The following is a 21,356-nucleotide window of genomic DNA, read 5'->3' as shown; positions in this document are numbered from 1 at the left end:
CCGCATCACCCGATCACGATCCGGGCGGCGTTGCTGGCTTCAGATAGAGGGTCGGGATCCCATATCTGTCCTTGAAACCGAGAGACGCGGACTGCACGTAGCCGTGGCTTTCCGCAAAGGCACGCATCGGCTTTTCCAGTTCGTCTTCAAAGCCAAGCAGAAACGCCGCCGGCGGGTCTTTCTCGAACAGCCCTTCGATCGTCGATGGCGATGTCATCTTGTAGTACTTCGCCAGCTCGGGGCTCGTCATGTCGGCGGTGCGGTAGGCAAACGGCCCTGTCGCCAGCTCCGCATAGACATCGAGGCCGCCCTCCAGCGGATAGATGGGCGCGAGCGTCGCAACCTTGCCGGTTACGCCGGCAGCCTGCATTCTCTCAGCAATCGTCACGCCTCCCTCATGCACGCGCATTGTCGTCCACTGCTGCGGATGGGTCGCCTTGCCGAGGTATTGACCAAGGCGCGGCGCGTTGACCGCAAGGACGACAAGCACGGCCGACAGCAGGATCGGCCGCACCGTGGGGAGCGCGCGCGGACCAAGTGCCTCGAGCAAAAGGCCAAACGCCAGCGGAAGGCAGACGAGCGGCGGCGCAAAATACTGCGGGAACCCGGGCGTCGGAACGAAGCTCAGCACAAAGCTGCAGGCGAGCACGCCCGCAAGCACGAGCACCTCCCCCATGCGCAGCTGTGGTTCGACCGCCACGTTGTCGGAGCGCCGGGCAAGAACGATGAACGCGACGGCGATGAGCGCCGCAAGCGCCACCGCCACGGCCGGCGCAAGCCATATATCCTGCGCCATGACCAGTTTCTGGGCGAGCGACATCGCCCCTCCCTCCCCGTCGCCGCTCATCAGCCGCCAATACTGCGGATGCGGACCGGTATGGTAGCGAACCACATGCGCCAGGAAGAGCTGTGGATCCCTGACGAGATAAAAAAGGATCGGCGCCCCGCCGGCAAGACCGCCGGCCAGCAGCGGCGCCGCGACCTTTACGATACGATCCTTCAGCGCCAGCGATCGCGGCAGAAGGAATGCGGCGACGGCCACGGCCGGGATGAAGGCGATGGCGCTCAGCTTGAAACACACGGCCAAGGCCAGCAGAAACCCGGCCAGCGCCACCAACAACGAACGGCGCTGGTCATTACGCAGGGCGAGAAGAAAAAGACTGAGGCCGAGAAAGGCGAACGGCCACGGCAGAAAATTGTTGGTGGCGCCAACACCCGTCTGCGTCAGGAACAACTCGTTCACGAGCGACAGGATGCCGACACAGACAGTTGCCCAAGCCGAGCGCGTCAACACATACACCACGCCGCCGACAGCAACAGTCAGGAGGATCCAGGCCAGGAAGACACCGAGGCGACCGCTTAGGAGCAGGTCGCTGGACCCGGTCAGCTTACTGATGCCGTAGAAGTACCACGCGGAGGCCGGCGGATGATTGTAGAAAAAATCGGCGTAGAGCCCATGGTCGTTCAAGAGTCTGGCCGGCGGGACATACAACTGCTCGTCTCGCCGCATCTCGAAATTCATGATCCGAAGAAACAGAAAATAGAAAACGAACAGGAAGAACAGGGCCGCTGCAACTTGGTAGAAAATCCCGACAGATTTTCCTTCAACAGAGTCCTGCCTTTCCGAAGAAACACTTGCTGGATAAGTCATGCAATAACTCCGAACAAAAATAGACGAAGTATAAAATTCAGGCTGGCGACGAGAACGATGCAGCCGCACACGGCTTCAAATGGACCACACAGGATCGTAACGCGCAGCGGCGCGTGGCCTAGCGGGACAACCCCGACAAGCGTGCAGGGATAAACCTGACACGTAAAAAGGCTTGCGGCCAAGCAGAATATAAGGTATTTCTTGTATATTAGTTACTTAACATAACGGAAACCCTGGGACTTATCCAGACATATTCCGTAACCTGCAGGTAACCACCTGCTTTTATTGACGTGCATTTTTATCAGTTATTGAAAACGCTCAAATCGCGCATTGGATCGCGATTGCTCATGAATAAAACCTGAGACGTCAACACTATCCCAAACATATCTTCTTGGAGACCGCTATGAAAGTCGTTCTCTTTGCGGGAGGGCTTGGCTCACGCCTGGCCGAGGAAACCACGCGTATTCCCAAGCCGATGGTCGAGATTGGTGGCAAGCCCATCATTCTTCACGTCATGGACATTTACAGCCACTGGGGGCACCGCGACTTTGTCGTTGCCGGCGGCTATAAATGCATGTCGATCAAGAGCTTCTTCCATAACTTCCATCTGTCGACCGCGGACTTTACCGTCGCGCTGGGAAGCGGCTCGATGGTGCTGCACCCCAATCATCCGCTCGACTGGAATGTCTCTGTCGTGGACACCGGCCTGTCGACGATGACCGGAGGGCGGCTCCTTCGCCTGCGCGAGTGGCTCGACAACGAGCCATTCATGGTGACCTATTCGGACGGCGTCGGAAACATCGACATCGAGGCGCTGCTGGCATTTCACCGCTCGCACGGGCGCCTTGCGACGGTCACCGCCGTGCAGCCACCGGCCCGTTTCGGCAACCTCGAGATCGAGGGCGACCAGGTCGTCGAGTTCACCGAGAAGGTGCAGAAGAAGGAAACCTGGATCAACGGCGGCTTCTTCGTCTTTGAACCCGGCGTCCTCGACTACATTCCGAGCCTTTCCGAACCGCTCGAAATGTCGCCGCTGACCAATCTCGCCAGGGACGGTCAACTGTTTGCCTACAAGCATCACGGCTTCTGGCATCCGATGGATACGATCCGCGATCGCGATTACCTGAACGGGCTGTGCGAAAGCGAAGATCCGCCGTGGCTGCACTTCGAACGCGATCACTTGGCCGCCGCGACAACCGCACCCTCCACCCATCACGTACGGATGTAGGACATGGCTTTGATCACCAGCGAGATCGACCTTGCCGAGGCGTTCCGTGGTCGAAAGATCCTGATCACGGGACACACCGGTTTCAAGGGAGGCTGGCTCTCGCTCTGGCTAAGGCGACTGGGTGCATCGGTGGTCGGCCTCTCGCTGCCACCGTCGATACCGTCCTTCTACCTGGCGACCGGCCTCGGCGACGTTATCGACGGCCATGAGGGCGACATCCGGTCTGCCGCCGACGTGGCGGAGGCAATCGACGGACAGGATTTCGATCTCGTCATTCACATGGCCGCGCAGGCCGTGGTCCGCGCCTCCTTCGAGAACCCGGTCGACACATATGCGACCAATGTCGTCGGCACCGCCATCGTGCTCGATGCGGCAAGGCGCATGAAGTCCCTGAAGGGCGTGATCGTCGTCACCAGCGACAAGTGCTACGAGAACCGCGAATGGGTCTGGGGCTATCGGGAAAACGACCCGATGGGCGGGCGCGATCCCTACAGCTCGTCGAAAGGCTGCGCTGAACTCGTCGCAGCGGCCTATCGATCCTCGTTCTTCAATGACCCCAACGGGCCTCAGCTCGTCAGCGTGCGCGCCGGCAACGTTATCGGCGGCGGCGACTGGGGTGCCGACAGGCTCGTGCCCGATCTGGTCCGGTCGGTGGAAGGCGGCAGCCCCGCGCGGCTGCGCAATCCGTCGAGCATCCGGCCGTGGCAGCATGTCTTCGAGCCGCTTCGCGGCTACATGATGCTGGCGGCGCACCTGCTTCACGGCAGAACGCGCTTTGCCGGCGGCTGGAATTTCGGCCCCGATCAGGAAGCGACCGTCAATGTCGGAACGCTTACCGACATGGTCGTCGCCCAATGGGGTGACGCGCCACCGAAATACATCGTCGAGCCGCAGGTAAACGCGCCGGTGGAATCGACCATCCTGCGCCTCGACAGCACAAAGGCCCGCACAGAACTCGGCTGGAAGCCGGTGCTGCGCCTGCGCGACACCGTGGCCATGACTGTCGCCTGGTACCGCAAGTACCGGGAGGATCCGAGAAACATCCGGTCGTTCTCGGAGCATCAGATCGAGCAATACGCCGCCGCCTGGAAACAGGAAGTCGAACACGAAGCAAAACCATTGCCATTGCGCGACATCGGAGATTGGAAAGATGCGAGTTAATTACGGACAGTCCGTTTACGGCCAGGAAGAGATCGATGCCGTTGTGGCAGTCCTGCGCTCATCGACACAGATGGGCAAGGCCGTCAGGACGATGCAGGAACGTGTCGCGACCCTGTTTGCGAAACGGCATGGCATCATGGTGAATTCCGGTTCGTCCGCGAACCATCTCGCCATCGAAATCGCCGACCTTCCGAAGGGATCCGAGGTCATCACGCCCGCATTGACCTTTGCGACGACCGTCGCCCCGATCGTGCGCGCCGGTCTTATCCCGGCATTCGTCGACGTCGTCGAAGGCACCTACAATATCGACGTCGATGCGATCGAGCGGATGGTTACCAGGAAGACGAAGGCGGTGATGATCCCGTCTCTGATCGGCAACCTGCCCGATTGGGATCGCATTCGCGCCATCGCCGACGCGCACAAACTATTGGTGATAGAAGACAGCGCCGACACGCTGGGTGCGACGATCAGGGACACCAGCACCGGCGCACGGTCCGACATTAGCACGACCAGCTTTTACGGCTCGCATGTCATCACCGCGGCGGGCAACGGCGGGATGGTCTGCGTCAACGACGACGAACTGGCGCGAAAGGCGATGCTCTATCGCTCCTGGGGCCGCACATCCTCGCTCTTTGTCGAATCCGAGACCATCGAGAACCGGTTCAACATCGACCTCGACGGCTTCGACTATGACGCCAAATTCGTGTTCGAAGTACTGGGCTTCAACATCGAACCGTCCGAAATGGGCGCGGCGTTCGGACTTGTCCAGCTCGATCGGCTGCAGCAGAACATCGATGCACGCGAGCGCAACTTCGCCAAGCAGCGCGCCTTCTTCGAGACCTACGAGGACTGGTTCGTCCTGCCGGAGCAACTGCCGCTTTCGCGAACCGGGTGGCTGGCGTTCCCGATGACCGTGCGTGCCGATGCGCCGTTCACCCGCCGGGAGATGCAGATCTTCCTGGAACAGCGCGACATCCAGACCCGTCCGGTGTTTACCGGAAACATCCTGCGCCAGCCGGCCATGAGTGGCGTTCATAGCAAGGTCGAGCCGCGCGGCTATCCGGTTGCCGACGACGTGATGCGTGGCGGCATTCTGCTTGCCTGCCACCACGGCCTGACGCAGGCGCACCTGGACCATATCCACCAGTCCTTCCGTGATTTCGCCCAGCGGTATGAAGCCTCCGGCGCCACGAAGCGCCGGGATCATCAGCCGGCCTCGTTCTTCTGAGCGAACACGAAACGCGCTTCCCCCGGCCAAGGGGAGGCGCGTCAGACGGATTTTCGGTCCTCGGCGGCCACGCGTAGATGAGAAGAGGCGCATGTCGAGAATATTGATAACCGGTGCCGCTGGCTTCATTGGTTCGCATCTGACGCGGACCTGCCTCGACGCGCGTCATGAAGTACATGTGGTGGTGAGGCCCGGCTCGGAAGACAGCCGGCTCGAGGCAGTCGACGGCGCGTTCATCCGGCACAATTTCGACCTTCAGTCCGACGATGCCATGCGGCGCTGCCTGCAGGAGGTCGAGCCGGAAATCGTCTTTCATCTGGCCGCCCGCACGCGCCGACGCGAAGAGGCGGAGCTCAACGACGCCAAGGCGGGGATCCGCGAGCACCTCAACTCATTGCTCGGTCTGCTCGGCGCGGCAAGTGCGCTGCGCCATCCGCCGCGAAAGATCATCAGAACCGGATCGCTTGCCGAATATGGTGCGACACCCGCCCCCTACGAAGAAGACAGCCGCGAAATCCCGGTAAACGCCTATGGGGCCGAGCTGACGGCCGCGACCCATTTCATCGGCGGGTTGCAGACACGCCTGCCCTTCCCGGTGATCACCGCGCGGCTGGCACTTGTTTTTGGCCCGAGGCAATCGACCGAGTTCATGATCCCGTCCTTCATCGAGCGTTGCCTTGCAGGCCAGCGCTGCCTCGTCCGCCATCCCAGCGACCGGCGCGACCTGCTCTATGTCGACGACGTTGTCGAAGCGCTGCTGCGGATTGCCGATGCGCCGGTCAGCACCCGGCTCGTCAATGTCGCAACCGGCATCGCGCCACCGATGCGCGAGGTCGCGCGCCTCATCGTCGAACAAACGGGCGCCGATCCCGCCCTCATCGAATACGGCTCGGCCACCTCGACAGGGGGCATCCGCGATTTCCGGGCAGCACCGGGGCGCGCAAAGGATCTGTTCGGGTGGAGCGCCCGCATACCGTTTGCGGAGGGACTGGCCCGCACCATCGCATGGCACCGAGCCGTCGTGCCTCCGGCCTCGGCCGACAGCCACGCTACGCGCAAGACCGTTTGAGGGTGGTGGCAACGAGATGATAAAGAGACAGAAAATCTCGATCCTGGTACCGGCCTATAACGAGGAGGCCAATGTCCGGCGCGCCCACGAGGCGATCGTCGACATGTTCCGCAGCTTGCCCGAATACGACCGCGAAATCATCTTCACGGACAACCACTCCACCGACAGAACCTTCGAGATCCTGACGGAGATCGCGAGCGAGGATCCGAGCGTTCGGGTGATCCGCTTCAGCCGCAACATCGGCTACCAGCGCTCGCTGCTCGTGGCCTACAAGGCGGCGACCGGCGATTGCTCGGTGCAGATCGACTGCGATCTGCAGGATCCGCCGCACCTCATACCCGGCATGATCGATCTCTGGCTAAAGGGGCACCAGGTGGTTTACGGCATTCGCCGGACGCTCACCGACGGCTGGCTGACAACCCATATCCGCCGGGCCTTCTACTGGTGCATCAATGCACTCAGCGAGGACGATCTGCCGCTCAACGCCGGCGAATTCAGGCTCGTCGACCGGTGCATCCTCGACGAACTGCGCAAGGTCGACGACACGTCTCCCTATCTGCGTGGCCTCATCAGCGCCATGGGGTTTTCGCAGGTCGGATTCGAATACGACCGTCAGGCCCGTGTAGCCGGCGAAAGCAAGTTCCCGTTCAAAGCGATGCTCTCGCTTGCCGTCGATGGCATACTCAACCATTCGCTGACGCCGCTCAGGCTCGCCTCGATGGCGAGCCTGGTGATGGGCACCGCCACGCTGCTGCTTCTGTTCGGCTACCTCGTCGGTAAGCTTCTGTTCGGGCAGGACTGGCCCGCCGGCTTCGCGACGACCACGATGCTGCTATTGCTCTCCATTACCTTGAACGCGATCTTCCTCGGCATCATGGGAGAGTATGTGGGCCGCATCTTCATGCAATCGAAGCACCGTCCCGCCCCGATCATCGAAGCTTCGATCAACAATGACGAACACCGGCGCCCGACGCCGGCGATGCCGGATTGGAGGCGCGGCGATGTCGCTGCCGACAACAAAAGACGCTAGCTCCCGGCAACGCGCCGGCGAAACGCTTGCCCGGTTCGCTGCCGTGGGCGCCGTGACGACCCTGCTCGACATGGCTCTGTTCAACACGTTCTATTTCGCGGGGGCGCCGCCAACGCCGTCGAACCTCGTTTCTTATTCCTGCGGCATCGCGGTCAGCTACATGCTCAATCGCGCCTGGACGTTCCGCGCCGCCCATAGCCATGTGCAAGCGGTGAAGTTCGTCGCCGCCACCCTGACGGGTCTGTTGATATCGACGGCGATCGTCGCGGGCCTTGCCCTCCTGATCCCGGCACCGGTCGCCAAGGTGATCAGCGTTCCGATCGTCTTTGTCTGGAATTATCTGGCGTCGCGACTTTGGGTCTTTCGCGGCTCAGAGGCGCCAAGTACAGAAACAAGAAATAACGGCTAAATCAACAAGTATTATTTACGCATACAGTTCTTTAGAACATGATTTTCGACTGAAAAAGAAGATAGAATTTCGAGATATTAGAATTTTTTATTTTGAAGTTTGGGAGTATTCGCCCGATGTCCTTAACTCATTTGCAGCGCCTGGAAGCCGAGGCGATCCACATATTCAGAGAGGTCGCCGCGACCTTCGCGAAGCCGGTCATGCTCTATTCGGTGGGCAAGGACTCCTCCGTCATGCTGCATCTGGCGATGAAGGCATTTTATCCCGGCAAGCCGCCTTTCCCCTTCCTCCATGTCGACACCACCTGGAAATTCCGCGAAATGATCGAGTTTCGCGACCGCACTGCGGCCGAACTCGGCATTGACCTGCTTGTTCATATCAATCGCGACGGCGTCGAGCAGAAGATCAATCCCTTCACCCACGGCTCCAACGTGCATACGCATGTGATGAAGACGATTGCGCTACGCCAGGCGCTCGACAAATACGGCTTCGATGCGGCCTTCGGGGGCGCGCGGCGGGACGAGGAAAAGAGCAGGGCAAAGGAGCGCATCTTCTCCTTCCGCAACGCTCAGCACGCCTGGGATCCGAAGAACCAGCGGCCCGAGCTCTGGAAGAGCTACAACACGCGCGTCGGCCCATCCGAATCCATTCGTGTCTTTCCCCTGTCCAACTGGACGGAACTCGACATCTGGCAATACATCCTCAAGGAAAACATCCCGATCGTACCGCTCTACTTCGCCGCACGCCGGCCGGTCGTCGAGCGGGACGGCATGCTGATCATGGTGGATGACGAACGCATGCCGCTCCACGCGGACGAGAAGGTCGAGCAGCGCCTGGTGCGGTTTCGCACGCTCGGCTGCTACCCGCTCACCGCTGCAATCGAATCCAACGCCACGACACTCCAGGACATCGTTCACGAAATGCTGACCGCCCGCACGTCGGAAAGGCACGGCCGCCTGATCGACGCGGACGAAACCGCATCGATGGAGAAGAAGAAGCGGGAGGGGTACTTCTAATGACCGCCAGCATTCCCGCAACACCGGGCAGCGTGCTCGAATATCTGGCCAAACAGGAGAAGAAATCGCTTCTGCGGTTCATGACCTGTGGTTCGGTCGACGACGGCAAGTCGACGCTGATCGGCCGCCTGCTCTACGACAGCAAGCTGCTCTTCGACGACCAGCTTGCAGCACTCAAGCGCGAGACCAAACGCAACAGCGCCAACCACGGCGACATCGATTTCGCGCTCCTGATCGACGGCCTGGAGGCTGAAAGAGAACAGGGCATCACCATCGATGTTGCCTATCGCTTCTTCGCCACCTCGCGCCGCAAGTTCATCGTGGCCGACGCGCCGGGGCACGAGGAATATACCCGCAACATGGTCACCGCGGCGTCCACGGCGGCCCTTGCCGTCGTGCTCGTCGACAGCCGCAAGGGTGTTCTTCGGCAGACGCGGCGCCACTCCTTCATCGCGTCCCTGCTCGGGGTGCGCCACGTCGTTCTCGCCGTCAACAAGATCGACCTCGTCGGTTTTGACCGCAGGGTCTTCGACACGATCGTCGCCGACTACAGGGCCTTTGCCGAGAACCTCGGCTTCTCGACGATCACGCCGATCCCGATTTCGGCGCGCTTTGGCGACAATATGACGGCTCGTTCGCCGAACATGCCCTGGTATGGCGGTCCAACATTGCTGGAGCATCTCGAGACGGTGCCGATCGAGGAAGAGGCGGCAGAAGCGGAATTCCGTTTCCCGGTCCAGCTTGTCCTTCGCCCCAATCTCGACTTCCGCGGCTTTGCCGGCCAGGTCGCATCGGGCAGCATTGCTGTCGGCGATCCGGTCGCGGTGGCAAAATCCGGCCAGCTCTCCAGGATCAAGGAAATCGTCACTTATGACGGAAAGCTTGCGCGCGCGGTCGAGGGCCAGTCTGTCACGCTCGTGCTGGAGGACGAACTTGATATCTCGCGCGGCAACATGCTCGTGCCCCCGGAAGACCGACCGCATGTCGCCGATCAGTTCATGGCGCACGTGATCTGGCTTCACCCGGATGCGATGCTTCCCGGACGCAGCTACATCCTGCGCACGGAAGTCGACAGCGTCAGCGCGACCATTACCAGCCTCAAACACCAGATCGACGTCAACACCTTTGCCGAGGAAGCGGCAAAATCGCTGCGCATGAACGAGATCGGCGTTTGCAATCTTTCCACCCAGGCGCCGATCGTCTTCGACAGCTACAAGGACAACCGGACCACCGGCAACTTCGTGCTGATCGACCGCTTCACGAACGCCACGGTCGGCGCTGGCATGATCGACTTTCCGCTGCGTCGTGCGCTCAACGTGCATTGGCAGGCTCTCGACATCAACAAGAAGGCCCGTTCCGCGCTCAATCATCAGACGCCGCGCGTGCTGTGGTTCACGGGTTTCTCCGGCTCGGGGAAATCGACGATCGCCAACACTGTCGAGAAAATGCTGCACGCCCAGGGCAAGCACACGTTCCTGCTTGACGGCGACAATGTCCGTCACGGCCTCAACCGCGATCTCGGTTTCACCGAAGAAGACCGCGTCGAGAACATCAGACGCGTGGCCGAAGTCGCGAAACTCATGACTGAAGCGGGCCTGATCGTGCTCGTGTCGTTCATCTCGCCGTTCCGCTCGGAGCGCCGCATGGCCCGCGAATTGTTCGGCCCGGGCGAATTCATCGAGATTTTCGTCGACACCCCGATCGAGGAATGCGCGCGCCGCGATCCCAAGGGCCTCTACAAGAAGGCGCTCGCCGGCGAGATCAGCAACTTCACCGGCATCAGTTCGCCTTACGAGCGCCCGGAGACGCCGGAAATCCACCTGCACACCTTGGGCCGCGAAGTTACGGCGCTTGCAGGCGAGATCGAGGCCTATCTCGACAATCAATAAGCGCCAGTTCGGCGCAGCAGTCGACGCCGCCAGCGGCAGTATGGAGAGAGACGATGATCGATACGCTCACGGCCGCAGCGATAGAGGCTGGCAAGGCCATTCTCGACGTCTACGCGCGTGATATCACGGTCGATGAAAAGGCCGATTGTTCGCCGGTCACCGAAGCCGACCGATGTGCCGAAGAGATCATCCTTGCCATTCTGGCTCGAACTTTCCCCGATATCCCGGTGGTCGCCGAGGAAGCCGTCGCGGCAGGCGCCGTGCCCGAAATCGAGGGGCAGCGCTTCTTCCTCGTCGACCCACTCGACGGCACCAAGGAATTCATCAACCGACGAAGCGACTTCACCGTCAACATCGCCTTGATCAGCGACGGCGAGCCGGTGGCTGGCGTCGTCTTTGCACCCGCCCGGCTCGTCGGCTATGTCGCCGAAGGGGGACGGGCGACGAAGTTTCAGGTGACCGCCGACTTTGCCGTCACCGAGACCACGGAAATACGGTGTCGAGAACGGCCTGAAAATCTGACCGCGGTTGCCAGCCGTTCGCACAGCGATGCCGAGACGGCGGATTTTCTGGAGCGGAACGCAATCCGCGACTGCACGTCGATCGGCTCGTCGCTCAAATTCTGCCTGCTGGCCGAGGGGCTCGCCGATGTCTATCCCCGTTTCGGGCGCACGATGGAATGGGACACGGCCGCTGGCGACGCCGTGCTGCGCGCTGCCGGCGGGCGCGTCACGACGCTTGACGGGCAACCGTTCCGCTACGGGAAGCGACGCCAGGCAAATGATTGCGATTTTGCCAATCCCGGCTTCATCGGCTGGGGGCGTGATTGCGGGCCGGAGGTTCGCGAAAAGGAAGCGGACTAAAAGGAAAAAGGCTAGAGTGCCTGAAAACGAGGTTCGAGCGCACGGCCTTGTGTCGGTTGAAGGTGACGGCATGCCATGAACATGTTCAACCATACCCTTTCGGCCGGACTGAGTGCTCGTCGCGAAGCCGCGCGCCGCGATGCGCCTGGCATCGTGCTCACCAAAAAGATCGAGTTCCTGCTGCTGGTCGGCGCCGTCTTCTTCTGCTCGATGAACTATTTTCGCTATGGCGATACGAACTTCACCGTCGCCGATTTCCTCGCCTTGCTTTGCTTCTGCTTTGCGCTGCTCAACCGCAACATCGATTTTCAGCTGTTCGGGCGTGTCAGCAGCGGATTGTGGTGGCTGGGGCTGACAATGCTGGTCTCCGGCCTGCTGGTAAGCAGCATCGCAGGCCCGGACCCGATGCGCGGCATCGTCGTCGTCACCCAGTACCTCTACGCCTATCTCTTCGTAGTGCTGTTGTTCAGTGGTCGTACGCTCGATCAACTCGTGCTGCTCGCGAAGACCTATGTGTTTTCGATCCTCGTCCTTTGTTTCCAGGGCATCTATCTCATCCATATTGATGGCCGCACGAACACGAACTTCGTCAGCGGCAATGGCCGCTTCAGCGGCCTGATGGAGCGTGAAAACGAGTGCGCGGCGGTGATAGCGCTTGCGGTCCCGATCCTGCTTGTGTTGATCACGACGAAGCGGATCAACCGCATCTATGCCGTCTTTGCCCTATTGATTCTGATTTACGGGATCCTGCTGACGGGCTCCAACACCGGCCTCATCGCTCTCGTCTTCGGCATGAGCGTATTTGCCATCATCGGCGTCAACTGGAAGCGGCTGATCGTCAACGTCGTCCTTTTGGCCGGCATGGTGCTCGCGGTCTTTACATCCGCCCGCGACTATCTTCCAGCCGCGTTCCAAAAGCGCGTGCTCGGAGCGCTCGAAAGCGGCGATATCGGCCAGGCCGGCACATTCGACCATCGTGTCGAGCTGATCTATGAAGCGATGAACATGACCGACAGCACCTTGCTGCTCGGCGTCGGTGCTGACCAGTACCGGATCGCGAGCGCCATTCACCAGCCGGTTCATAATCTCTATCTGCTCTTGTGGACGGAAGGCGGCCTGATCTCGGCGCTCGGTCTTCTGGTGATGCTGCTTTCGGCCTTCGGCCCGGCGCTGGCCGTGGCGCGGCTTCCTGGCGGGCGACCGTTTGCAGGCTGCATCGTCGCCAACGTCTCCATGCTGCTGTTGGTCGCCAATGCCGTGCCGCACGCCTATAGCCGCTTCTGGCCCTTCCCGCTGGTGCTGCCCGTGGCCCTTGCCTGCGCCTACATCGCGTTCTCACGCTCGGCAAAACCGGCGCCGGACGCCTTTTCTCAGCCCGAACCGGTGCCACAACCCGAACTGCGGCAGAAGGAGCTTATCGCTCAGGCACGCTCTGGCGTGCCGCGCTGAGCCGGCGTTCGCTGATCCGATCTCCGAGGATCATCACCAGAACAGTTTCGGCGATGATCTTGAGATCGACCCAGGCTGATCGGTTGGCAATGTACCAGAGATCAAGATCGAGCTTGTCGTCGTTCGAAAGAATGGCGTTGCCGCTGATCTGGGCCCAGCCGGTGAGCCCCGGCCGAACGCTGCAGCGGCGAACCCCGCGCTCGCCCAGCGTGTCGATCGTCTCCGGGAGGATCGGCCGCGGGCCGATGAGGCTCATGTCGCCGATCAGGATGTTCCAGAACTCTGGCAACTCGTCCAGGCGCGTCCGGCGAAGCAGAAGCCCGAACCGTCCCGTGCGCTCGGCGTCGCTGAGGGGTCGGCCTTCGGCGTCTCGCGCATCCGACATCGACCGAAACTTCATCATGCGAAACGGACGCCGGTTGAGCCCCGCCCGGGTCTGGTAAAACAACACGGGCCGCCCAAGCCATATGGCGACCGCAATCCCGACCACCAGCATGATCGGCAGGCTCAGGAGGCCCGCGGCCAACGCAAAGACGATGTCAAAGCACCGCTTCATCTCCAACTCCCATGCACCGGTGGGCACAGGGCCGGGCAACCGCGTCGCGGCTGCTCGACCGTTTCCCAAATCGCGGTTTTATGCCCGCGCTTCCATTTCAAGCACCGGCGCGCGTTGACCCAGAGCGGGAAGAGACGCTTCGGTGACGACGGCATGCAAAAAACCGGCAGCCTTGGTCATCGCCTCTTCGCTCTGCGCCGGATCGACGAGAAGCGCGATACTGGTTTCGCCCAGCCGGCGTGCGACCGGAAGCCGCTCGGACGGCGAAAGCCCAAGATCGGTAAAGCACTTCTCCAGGTAGACCTCCGAGCAGCTTCCGGAAAAACACGGCACGCCTGCCGCATTCATCGCCGCTACGATCCAGTCGCGGTCGTGCCCGGGCTTCAATGCCTCCGGGCGAACGAAAGCGTAGTAGCGATAATAGGCATGGCGATATCCCTTCGGCAACGTCGGCACGCGCAACGCTGCAAGCTCTAAGGCCACCTCGTCGAGGATCGCAGCGTTGCGAGACCTTGTCGCGTGCCATCCCGGAAGGCGCTCCAATTGCCTCGAGCCCAGAACGGCCGAAAGCGACGTCATTCGCCAGTTCGTGCCGATCGTTTCATGCAGCCAGCGGAAGCCCGGCGGGTGCTCTCGCAGGAATGCCGCGTCATAGGATTTGCCGTGGTCCTTACGGCTCCAGGCCTTCTTCCACAGTGCCTCGTCATCAAGAGCGATCAGGCCACCCTCGCCGCCGGTCGTGATGATCTTGTCCTGGCAAAAGGAGAATGCGGCGATATCGCCGAAACTTCCGACCGGCTTGCCGTCAATCTCGGCGCCGTGGGCCTGCGCGCAATCCTCGATCACCCACAGTCCCGCCTGTCTGGCGAGGGCCATGATTTCCGGCATGTCGCAGGGAAATCCGGCCAGGTGGACCGCGATGATGCCCTTTGTCCGGCTGGTGATCTTCGGTGTGATCGTTGCGGCGCTGATGTTTTGGCTATTCTCATCGACATCGGCAAAGACGGGAACGCCGCCGCAAAATGAAACGCACGACGCCGAGGCGACGAAACTGCGCGGTGTCACGATCACCTCGTCGCCGGGTTCGAGACCGAGCGCGAAAAGCGCCAACTCCAGCGCAAGCGTACCGTTTGCAAGCGCGATGGCGTGCTTGCGCCCGAGTGCACGGGCATAGGCTTCCTCGAAGGCTGCGACGTGCGGCCCGGTCCAGGCATTCACCTTGCCCGACCTCAGGACCGCTGCCACATCCGCAATCTGTTCCTCGTCATATACCGGCCACGTCGCCACAGCTTGCTCCCTCGCTCGAGTGAAAACTCCGGAAATATCAGATGACCTGCCGCACCATCACGAAGGCCTCGGCGGCCGACTTCAGCACGGTTGCGCCGCGCAATGTGGCGAGCGCGTTCAAGGTCTCGAGGCTGCGCTCATGCGGCGCCGCCCGAACCTGGGACTTGAACGCCTTCATCGCCGCCAGCTTTCGATCGATATGGTCGCTGATGTCGACAAACACATTCGGTGCGAAGCCCGGCGTCACATAAGGCGCGTTCCAGTTTGTCTCCGAAAGCGTCTCGTAAGCCAGGATCACCTTGGGATAGCCGGGCTGATGCGGTCTTGCAGCCACCATCGACGATAGGAAGATCACCTGATGATCGACATGCATGTCGCCGACAAAGGGGATGATCAGCGTCTGCGGCGCGATGGAGCGCACCAGTTCGAACAGGGCGGCATTGAGTGCCGAATGGGAGGTCTCGGAAAGGGCTGCGGCGGGAAAGCCCAGCCACCGCGTTTCCTTGACCCCGAGAATTCGGTGCGCCTCGTGCGCTTCGGCCTGAACGGCTTCCACCGAGGCGCGATCATAGGCCGGTGGTTTTCCCTCCGTGACGACAGCCACGAAGACGTCGCTTCCTTGCGCCGCCAGCCGCGCCATCGTCCCGCCGGCGCCCAGAACCTCGTCGTCGGGATGCGGTGCGATGACCAGCGTTCGTCCGAGCGTTTCCATCAGGCTCATCCTGCTGCCCTCGCCAACGACCTTAAGACCCCTACCCGGCAAGGACGATCATCTTTGCCGCGTAACGCCGGCATCGGCCTAAATGCGAACTCGCCCCTCACGCAACTCTCCATCTATGCACGGCCGAAGCCCCTATTATTCAGAAGTTACAAGCCGGCGATCGATACGAAGATGACATCGCCAGGCAGCACCGCGGTAACGTTGGTGGCCTCGATGCTCTGCCTGCTCTTGGCCTCGCCGCGACCGGTCTCCCGGTCGATCTTGTAGAGAAACGATACCTGTTCCTGCTTGCTGGAATCGACCTCCGCAGCAGCCATCAGGACCATCTGCTCCTTGGTTGTCTGACGCTGCGTTTCGAGCTTCTTGAGCGTGGCCTCGCGCTCCTGGAGCAAGGTCAGGATTTCCTTCTCGCGGTTTGCCTTCAAGGTTTCGAGCTGTAGCTTCAGATTCGCGAGCTCGCGGTTGGAGCGCCCGATCTCGGAGATGAGCTCCAGCAATCGCGATTTTTCGCTCGAGGTCGCCATCTTCACCCGCGAAAGCTCGGATTCCGTGTTCAGCTCCCGTTTCCTGAGCGCGAGCGTCCTCGCCTCAACCTGTTCGTTGAGCGCGACGACCTCCTCCTGCTGCTCCTTGAGCTTGTCGAGGATCGTGAGGCTCGCCTCCGTCTGCACGATGCTCTGGTTGAGGATCTCCATCTGGTTCTTTGTCGACAGCAGATCCGTCTTCAGGATCTTCTCCTCGATCGCGACCACGGGACCTACGGAAGCTTCATCGACATACATTTTGACGCCTTCCGGAATATCCTTGAGGTCGACCTTCTCGGAACCGCGCAATTGTGCGTAAAGCCGGGCGGTGTAGATCGCCTCCCGCACGATCTCGACGTCTGTTTCCTCGATCGTGCCGCGCAGCTTGGCCTGGGCGAGGATGCGGTCAGCCGGATTGCTCATCGCCGTCTGCGGTCCACCGGCAAGGCCGACGGCCTGCTCGACCGTCAGTCCCGGGTAATAGGCAAAGGAGCCCGGCGTCCGCACTTCACCAAGAATCAGCACAGGGCGAACCGTTACGATGGAAAGCGACAGCTTCGGATCGGTCAGCAACTGGCGGGACAGATATTCGCTGCGCAGGGCGTCAACCGCCTCGGGAATTGTTCGCCCCTCGATCTTGAACGCGCCGATCAAGGGAAAGGCGGCCGCTCCATCGGTGCCGATAGTCAGCGACGTCGGCAACTCGGCATCATCCAATATGTCGAAGGACAGCACGTCCCCGACCGAAACCCGGTAGGCGGCCGGCGCCGCCTGGGTCGTGGGCACGGCGCTCGTTATTGCAGCGCCCGATGCGGTGGCGCTGGGGGTACTGGCGGTCGATGCGCCGGCAGCGTGAAGGGGACCCGTCAGCGACAACGTCGCCGTCGCGACGAAAGCGATATGACTGACGATGCGATAGATTGTTTGAGCCGGAAACTTCATGCTTCCCTCTTATGGATAAATCCGAACTTCACGATGGTTCAACCGCACCAAGAGAAGCGGAAATTAAACTCCAACAATGGATGAATTTATTTTACGAGACCTCTGTAATTTCTTTCTGTCACTATGATATGCTTCAAAAACAGGTTCCACTGCACAATGTTTAATTGCATATGGATAAGTAATTAAATTTTCCCAGAAACAGGGAAACAAATTTTCCTCGCAGCGCGAGAACACTAAAACACATATTAGCATTCTTCCATGAAACAGACGTAATTGCAACCTCGAAGCAGGATGTAATTTTGTGATATTATTGGAATCACTACTAAAAAAGACAAGAAAGTATCGTTTAGCCTGGCAAGCCGAGGCGGACCTCCACGGACGGCTCAAGAACATAGCCCACCTGCTGACCGGCAACTTCGCCAGCGCCTTCGTCGGACTGGCCGGCTTTGCCCTGACGGCGCGGGCGCTCGGCCCTGCCGACTATGGCCTCCTCGCCCTGTCCTTCGCCTACACTCGCGGCATCGAGCGCTTCGTCAGCTTCCGCTCCTGGCAGCCGCTCATCAAATACGGGGCGAAGGCCCTTCAGGTCGGCGAGACCGACGACCTCAAGGCATTGTTCAAATTCGGGCTGCTGATCGATCTCGCCACCGCCCTTGCGGGATGGGGTCTGGCGGTGCTGATCGTGCTGTTTGCCGGACCGCTTTTCGGCATTTCCGAAGAGATGAGCCGCTTCGTGCTGATCTACTGCGCGGTCCTGCCATTCCAGGTGACCGGCATGCCGACGGCGGTGATGCGCCTTTATGGCCGCTTCAAGATTGTCGCCTATGGCCAGGTCGCCGCCAGTATCCTCAGGGCGCTCCTGTGCCTTGCCGGCGTCTATCTCGGCTGGGGGCTGTTCGAGTTCATGCTTCTGTGGATGGCGTCGCAGATCTGCAGCAGCCTGAACAGGACCGCCTGGGCTTTCCGTGAGTTGCGCAAGCAGGGGCTGACCGGCGTCATGTGGGTGCCGCTCGGCGATATCCGGACCCGCTTCCCCGGTTTCTGGAGCTTCTCGCTGTGGACGAACATGGCGCTCATCATCCAAGCCTGCGCGTTCGAATTCGACACCCTTCTTGTCGGTTATCTCGCTGACCCGGGTTCAGCCGGCCTCTACCATATCGCCAAGCGGGTGGCAAAAATTGCGCAGCAGGCGGGCGAGCAGGTTCAGGCCGTGCTCTATCCGGATCTTTCGCGCGTCTGGGCAACCGAAGGGATCGACGAATTTAGAAAGACCGTCAGCCAGACAGGATGGCTGCTCTTCGCCTTCGGCGTCTGCGCCCTCATCGGCGCGCACCTGACCATTGAATGGGTGCTGCGCGTGACGGCCGGGCCGGGTTTCGAGGCGGCCGCCTCTCTCGTCATGGTGCAGTTCGTCGCCGTCATCATGTTTCTTTGCGGCAGAACCCTCTATTCGGCCCTGCTCGCCATGGGGCACGAAAAGATATTGCTGCAAAGCGCGCTTCTGGGTGGCGTCCTCTTCCTCTTCACGGCAGTCGTCCTCATCCCACGTGTCGGTGCCGTGGGCGCGAACGTTGCGCATATCGTGATGTCCGGCGTCTGGTTCGTGCAGATGGCGATCGCCTATCGCCGCAAGCTGGACAGCAAGCGCTGACCTTCGGCAATCGGTTTTCCGTTTGCCGGGCTCAGCGTCAGCCAGGCCCCGCCGCTATCGACGCGAGCGTACTCATGTATCGCACTGACTTTCGACGCGTTTGTGCCTAGCCGAGGGAACAAGAACTTCGCCAAGGCGGCGGCACCGATCGTTCGGACGCAGGCGGTAGCGACGATCACCGCACACCGAAGGCTGCTCCAGCATATGAAGCCAGGCCAACCGGCCGTTCGGACGGCCCGCAACTGACGCGACTGTCGAACATCAAGGCTTTCGCTATTTAACGATGGGCCGATTAACTGGCCGGCTGAGGCGACTTTGGTCGTCGACGCTCGGCAGTTGCGAACGCCCCTTCCCGCCCGGCTTGACGGCGGCGCCTACTCCGACCGGTCGCAGTAGTTCATGACGCTGCCGAGAATAACCGCGTGGTTCAGCGACAACCGTTGCTGAACATTGGCGAGCTGGCGATCCGTCGTGCCGCCCGAGCGGCAGACCAGAATGACGGAATCGACGTGCGACGCGAGCCAGATCACGCCTTCGTTTTCTTCGACGGCCGGCGCGTCGACGATGATGAGATCGTAGCTGTCGCGCAGTTCGGCACAAAGGACATCTAGGTTCATCAGGCCCGGCCGCACCGAAATGAACTCAAGGTGGGGATAGGCCGGCGACGTCGCGATCCGGCTCTTGATATCGACCTTGCCTTCGAGCGGCGCCGTGATCGCGGTATCCTTGGTGTTGGCACCGGCAATGTTCGGCGCGCTCTGCGCAGACATGTCAAGGTCGATGACGATCGGGCGCAGTCCGTCGACCTTTGCCATTGTCGCCATGCCGAGCGCGACCGTGGTCTTGCCGTCTCCGAGCGCCGGCGAGCACAACATCACCACCTTGCCGCCCGCCTCATGGTCGATCGTGAGCCAGGCCATGCATAGCGTGCGCATGGCGGTGGCCGCCGGCGACTCCGGATTATTCAGCATGTAGTGATAAAAGGCCGACGAATTCCGCAAGCGCTTGCGCATATCGGGTACACTGGCAAGGTTCGGACGGTTGAGCAGTTGCTCGGCGTCGCGCGGCAGGTACAGCCTGCTCTCAAGCGAGTCCGAAACGATCACCCCGACGACCGCGAGAAGAACGGCCCCGATGCTACCCGCGACGATCACCAGCGTGTTGTTCGGGAACGTCGGCTTCGTCGGCACTTCCGCATAGGACGCGATCCGTGCTGTCGGCTTGTACTCGCCTCTTTCGGGATTGAGCGCACCCAGCCTGAGCACGATCTGGTCGTAGATCGCCTGTTCCGACTGAAGGTCGCGGGCAAGTTCACGCCGACGGATTTCGGCAAGGTTGCGCCCCTGGACCTTGTCCTGCAGCGCGCTCAGTTCCGCCTGGAACTTTTCGGCGCGCACCGTTGCCACCTTGGCGTTGTTTGCCAGCTCGTGCACGAGGCGCTGCGCCTCGTTGCCGATCATGGTGCGCACAGACTCAAGCTCGTTCGTGGCATCGAGGACCAGCGGGTGGTTCTTGCCGAACTTGGCGCCGAGCTGCGCACGCGTTCGCTCGAGCCGCGCCTCTTCACCACGCAACTGGTCAAGCTGCGTCGAAATCAGCGCACCGCCGGCCAATTCCTTCCCGTCGGCAGACACCAACTGCTTGGCCTCGTTGTATTTCGCAACCGCGCCGGCTTCCTCGACGCGCAAGGTCACATATTGCTCGTTGAGCTGCAGCATGCGGGCTCTTAGAACATCATCCTGCGGATCGAAGGTCAGGTCGCTGTCGCGGGCAAAGGCGGCGATATCGCGCTCCATGCCGGCAATTCGGGTCGCGCTGTTGGCCATCTCGCCGCGCAGATACGCAACCGTGTTGTTCGTGGCCTCTTCGGTCTTTTTCGCCGTCCAGGAGAGATATTGCTCGGCGAGTGCATCGGCGATCGTGGCCGCCTTCAAGGGGTTCGATTGCACCACGCGGATCGTCAGCGCGAGGCTTTCCCCGGTACGGGTGACGACATAGGAGTTCAGCAGCGTCGACATGGCGCGGTTGCGCTGCACGTTTTCCGAGATCAGACGCTCCTTCTGGGTGCCCTCTTCCGGCGCGCCGAAAATGAACTCGGAGATGTTGGCGAAGAACGACTGCAAGAACGTCTCGTGCTCGCTGCGGGTTTCAGGCAGGTAAGTGTTGAAATCGGGATCGTTGACCAGGTTGAGCGCATCGACGACGACGCCCACGAAAACGCGGGAGCGGATCACGTCAAGCTCCGTTTCCATCACCGACCGGTCGCGTTCGAGCTTGCGCAACTCGACCTGCGCCTCGTAGGGGCGGACGTCGTTGCGGTCGAAGACGATGGCCGAAGCTGCAGTATAGGAGCGCGGCAGCAATGCGGCCGTCAGCAGCGTCGCAAGCAACGCAAATCCCAGCAGCGAGAAGAAGATCACGCGATACCGGCGGAAAAGCTCGAACAGATCGCGGATGCCATATCCGCGTGGCGCAACGCGCGCCTCCCGATACTGAACCCCAGGCATTTGGCCTCGCCCTGGAGGCGCTTCGACTTTGCGATCGATGGTCAGCATGAGAACCCTAACATATAAATTTGATAGAAATACCTGACGTCAAAAAAACTATAGGCACGCTTACACAGAATCCGCGCGGCAATAGGCAACGCCACGCAGGTAAAATACTGGCATAGAAATAACATTC

The 21,356-nt window shown here is 60.9% G+C and carries 17 protein-coding genes; 11 read left to right on the top strand and 6 right to left on the bottom strand.

Annotation, left to right across the window (positions count from 1 at the left end):
• Nucleotides 1-13: 13 nt before the first annotated feature.
• Nucleotides 14-1,720, bottom strand: a complete 1,707-nt coding sequence (locus BLU15_RS31845) for a glycosyltransferase family 39 protein (RefSeq protein WP_143034304.1) — start codon at nucleotides 1,718-1,720, stop codon at nucleotides 14-16.
• A 334-nt stretch (nucleotides 1,721-2,054) separates the two neighbouring features.
• Between BLU15_RS31845 and rfbF the strand changes: the two genes are divergently transcribed.
• From rfbF to BLU15_RS31795, 10 genes are all read left to right on the top strand, one after another.
• Nucleotides 2,055-2,879, top strand: a complete 825-nt coding sequence (gene rfbF / locus BLU15_RS31840; RefSeq protein ID WP_090300890.1) for a glucose-1-phosphate cytidylyltransferase — start codon at nucleotides 2,055-2,057, stop codon at nucleotides 2,877-2,879.
• 3 nt (nucleotides 2,880-2,882) lie between these two features.
• Entirely contained in the window at nucleotides 2,883-4,040 is a 1,158-nt protein-coding gene (rfbG, locus tag BLU15_RS31835) for a CDP-glucose 4,6-dehydratase (RefSeq protein WP_090300888.1), read from the top strand.
• Nucleotides 4,030-5,268: a DegT/DnrJ/EryC1/StrS family aminotransferase gene (locus tag BLU15_RS31830; protein WP_090300886.1), complete on the top strand. Its 1,239-nt coding sequence runs from the start codon at nucleotides 4,030-4,032 to the stop codon at nucleotides 5,266-5,268. Before rfbG ends, BLU15_RS31830 begins: the two co-directional genes overlap by 11 nt.
• 91 nt (nucleotides 5,269-5,359) lie before the next feature.
• Nucleotides 5,360-6,337, top strand: a complete 978-nt coding sequence (locus BLU15_RS31825) for an NAD-dependent epimerase/dehydratase family protein (protein WP_176960417.1) — start codon at nucleotides 5,360-5,362, stop codon at nucleotides 6,335-6,337.
• Between the two features lie 16 nt (nucleotides 6,338-6,353).
• Nucleotides 6,354-7,367: a glycosyltransferase family 2 protein gene (locus tag BLU15_RS31820; RefSeq protein ID WP_090300882.1), complete on the top strand. Its 1,014-nt coding sequence runs from the start codon at nucleotides 6,354-6,356 to the stop codon at nucleotides 7,365-7,367.
• On the top strand, nucleotides 7,339-7,776 hold the full coding sequence (locus tag BLU15_RS31815) for a GtrA family protein (protein ID WP_176960416.1): 438 nt from the start codon (nucleotides 7,339-7,341) through the stop codon (nucleotides 7,774-7,776). The genes BLU15_RS31820 and BLU15_RS31815 overlap by 29 nt, the downstream gene beginning before the upstream one ends.
• Before the next feature lie 116 nt (nucleotides 7,777-7,892).
• Nucleotides 7,893-8,792 carry a sulfate adenylyltransferase subunit CysD gene (gene cysD, locus BLU15_RS31810; RefSeq protein ID WP_090300878.1) on the top strand — a complete coding sequence of 300 codons (900 nt, stop codon included), beginning with the start codon at nucleotides 7,893-7,895 and terminating at the stop codon, nucleotides 8,790-8,792.
• Nucleotides 8,792-10,681: a bifunctional sulfate adenylyltransferase/adenylyl-sulfate kinase NodQ gene (cysN, locus tag BLU15_RS31805; protein WP_090300877.1), complete on the top strand. Its 1,890-nt coding sequence runs from the start codon at nucleotides 8,792-8,794 to the stop codon at nucleotides 10,679-10,681. Before cysD ends, cysN begins: the two co-directional genes overlap by 1 nt.
• Before the next feature lie 53 nt (nucleotides 10,682-10,734).
• On the top strand, nucleotides 10,735-11,544 hold the full coding sequence (cysQ, locus tag BLU15_RS31800) for a 3'(2'),5'-bisphosphate nucleotidase CysQ (RefSeq protein ID WP_060520989.1): 810 nt from the start codon (nucleotides 10,735-10,737) through the stop codon (nucleotides 11,542-11,544).
• Between the two features lie 75 nt (nucleotides 11,545-11,619).
• Nucleotides 11,620-12,993, top strand: coding sequence for an O-antigen ligase family protein (locus BLU15_RS31795; protein WP_090300875.1), 1,374 nt, complete (start codon nucleotides 11,620-11,622; stop codon nucleotides 12,991-12,993).
• Here BLU15_RS31795 and BLU15_RS31790 read toward each other — a convergent pair.
• The 4 genes from BLU15_RS31790 to BLU15_RS31775 all read right to left on the bottom strand — a co-directional run bounded on the left by BLU15_RS31790 (nucleotide 12,959) and on the right by BLU15_RS31775 (nucleotide 17,023).
• A complete protein-coding gene (locus BLU15_RS31790) occupies nucleotides 12,959-13,549 on the bottom strand; it encodes a sugar transferase (protein ID WP_090300873.1) in 591 nt (196 codons plus the stop codon). The genes BLU15_RS31795 and BLU15_RS31790 overlap by 35 nt on opposite strands.
• Before the next feature lie 78 nt (nucleotides 13,550-13,627).
• On the bottom strand, nucleotides 13,628-14,836 hold the full coding sequence (locus BLU15_RS31785) for a DegT/DnrJ/EryC1/StrS family aminotransferase (RefSeq protein ID WP_090300871.1): 1,209 nt from the start codon (nucleotides 14,834-14,836) through the stop codon (nucleotides 13,628-13,630).
• Nucleotides 14,837-14,873: 37 nt separating this feature from the next.
• Nucleotides 14,874-15,548, bottom strand: a complete 675-nt coding sequence (locus BLU15_RS31780; protein WP_244546874.1) for a PIG-L deacetylase family protein — start codon at nucleotides 15,546-15,548, stop codon at nucleotides 14,874-14,876.
• A gap of 155 nt (nucleotides 15,549-15,703) precedes the next feature.
• Entirely contained in the window at nucleotides 15,704-17,023 is a 1,320-nt protein-coding gene (locus BLU15_RS31775; RefSeq protein WP_090300868.1) for a polysaccharide biosynthesis/export family protein, read from the bottom strand.
• Between the two features lie 301 nt (nucleotides 17,024-17,324).
• On the opposite strand from BLU15_RS31775, the gene BLU15_RS31770 reads away from it, so the two are divergent.
• Nucleotides 17,325-18,674, top strand: a complete 1,350-nt coding sequence (locus tag BLU15_RS31770; protein ID WP_244546873.1) for a lipopolysaccharide biosynthesis protein — start codon at nucleotides 17,325-17,327, stop codon at nucleotides 18,672-18,674.
• Between the two features lie 374 nt (nucleotides 18,675-19,048).
• Here BLU15_RS31770 and BLU15_RS31765 read toward each other — a convergent pair whose 3' ends face one another.
• A complete protein-coding gene (locus BLU15_RS31765; protein ID WP_176960415.1) occupies nucleotides 19,049-21,181 on the bottom strand; it encodes a GumC family protein in 2,133 nt (710 codons plus the stop codon).
• Nucleotides 21,182-21,356: the final 175 nt, after the last annotated feature.

Source organism: Ensifer sp. YR511 (assembly GCF_900103045.1).
GTDB classification, from domain to species: Bacteria; Pseudomonadota; Alphaproteobacteria; order Rhizobiales; family Rhizobiaceae; genus Ensifer; species Ensifer adhaerens.
The sequence above is the reverse complement of the archived record's forward strand: the minus strand, read 5'-3'. Positions and strand labels throughout refer to the sequence as shown.

Excerpts from the sequence above, each read along its gene's own strand:
- rfbF (WP_090300890.1), top strand. The coding sequence starts at position 2,055 with ATGAAAGTCGTTCTCTTTGCGGGAGGGCTTGGCTCACGCCTGGCCGAG.
- rfbG (WP_090300888.1), top strand. The coding sequence starts at position 2,883 with ATGGCTTTGATCACCAGCGAGATCGACCTTGCCGAGGCGTTCCGTGGT.
- BLU15_RS31830 (WP_090300886.1), top strand. The coding sequence starts at position 4,030 with ATGCGAGTTAATTACGGACAGTCCGTTTACGGCCAGGAAGAGATCGAT.
- BLU15_RS31825 (WP_176960417.1), top strand. The coding sequence starts at position 5,360 with ATGTCGAGAATATTGATAACCGGTGCCGCTGGCTTCATTGGTTCGCAT.
- BLU15_RS31820 (WP_090300882.1), top strand. The coding sequence starts at position 6,354 with ATGATAAAGAGACAGAAAATCTCGATCCTGGTACCGGCCTATAACGAG.
- BLU15_RS31815 (WP_176960416.1), top strand. The coding sequence starts at position 7,339 with ATGTCGCTGCCGACAACAAAAGACGCTAGCTCCCGGCAACGCGCCGGC.
- cysD (WP_090300878.1), top strand. The coding sequence starts at position 7,893 with ATGTCCTTAACTCATTTGCAGCGCCTGGAAGCCGAGGCGATCCACATA.
- cysN (WP_090300877.1), top strand. The coding sequence starts at position 8,792 with ATGACCGCCAGCATTCCCGCAACACCGGGCAGCGTGCTCGAATATCTG.
- cysQ (WP_060520989.1), top strand. The coding sequence starts at position 10,735 with ATGATCGATACGCTCACGGCCGCAGCGATAGAGGCTGGCAAGGCCATT.
- BLU15_RS31795 (WP_090300875.1), top strand. The coding sequence starts at position 11,620 with ATGAACATGTTCAACCATACCCTTTCGGCCGGACTGAGTGCTCGTCGC.
- BLU15_RS31790 (WP_090300873.1), bottom strand. The coding sequence starts at position 13,549 with ATGAAGCGGTGCTTTGACATCGTCTTTGCGTTGGCCGCGGGCCTCCTG.
- BLU15_RS31780 (WP_244546874.1), bottom strand. The coding sequence starts at position 15,548 with ATGGAAACGCTCGGACGAACGCTGGTCATCGCACCGCATCCCGACGAC.
- BLU15_RS31775 (WP_090300868.1), bottom strand. The coding sequence starts at position 17,023 with ATGAAGTTTCCGGCTCAAACAATCTATCGCATCGTCAGTCATATCGCT.
- BLU15_RS31765 (WP_176960415.1), bottom strand. The coding sequence starts at position 21,181 with ATGCCTGGGGTTCAGTATCGGGAGGCGCGCGTTGCGCCACGCGGATAT.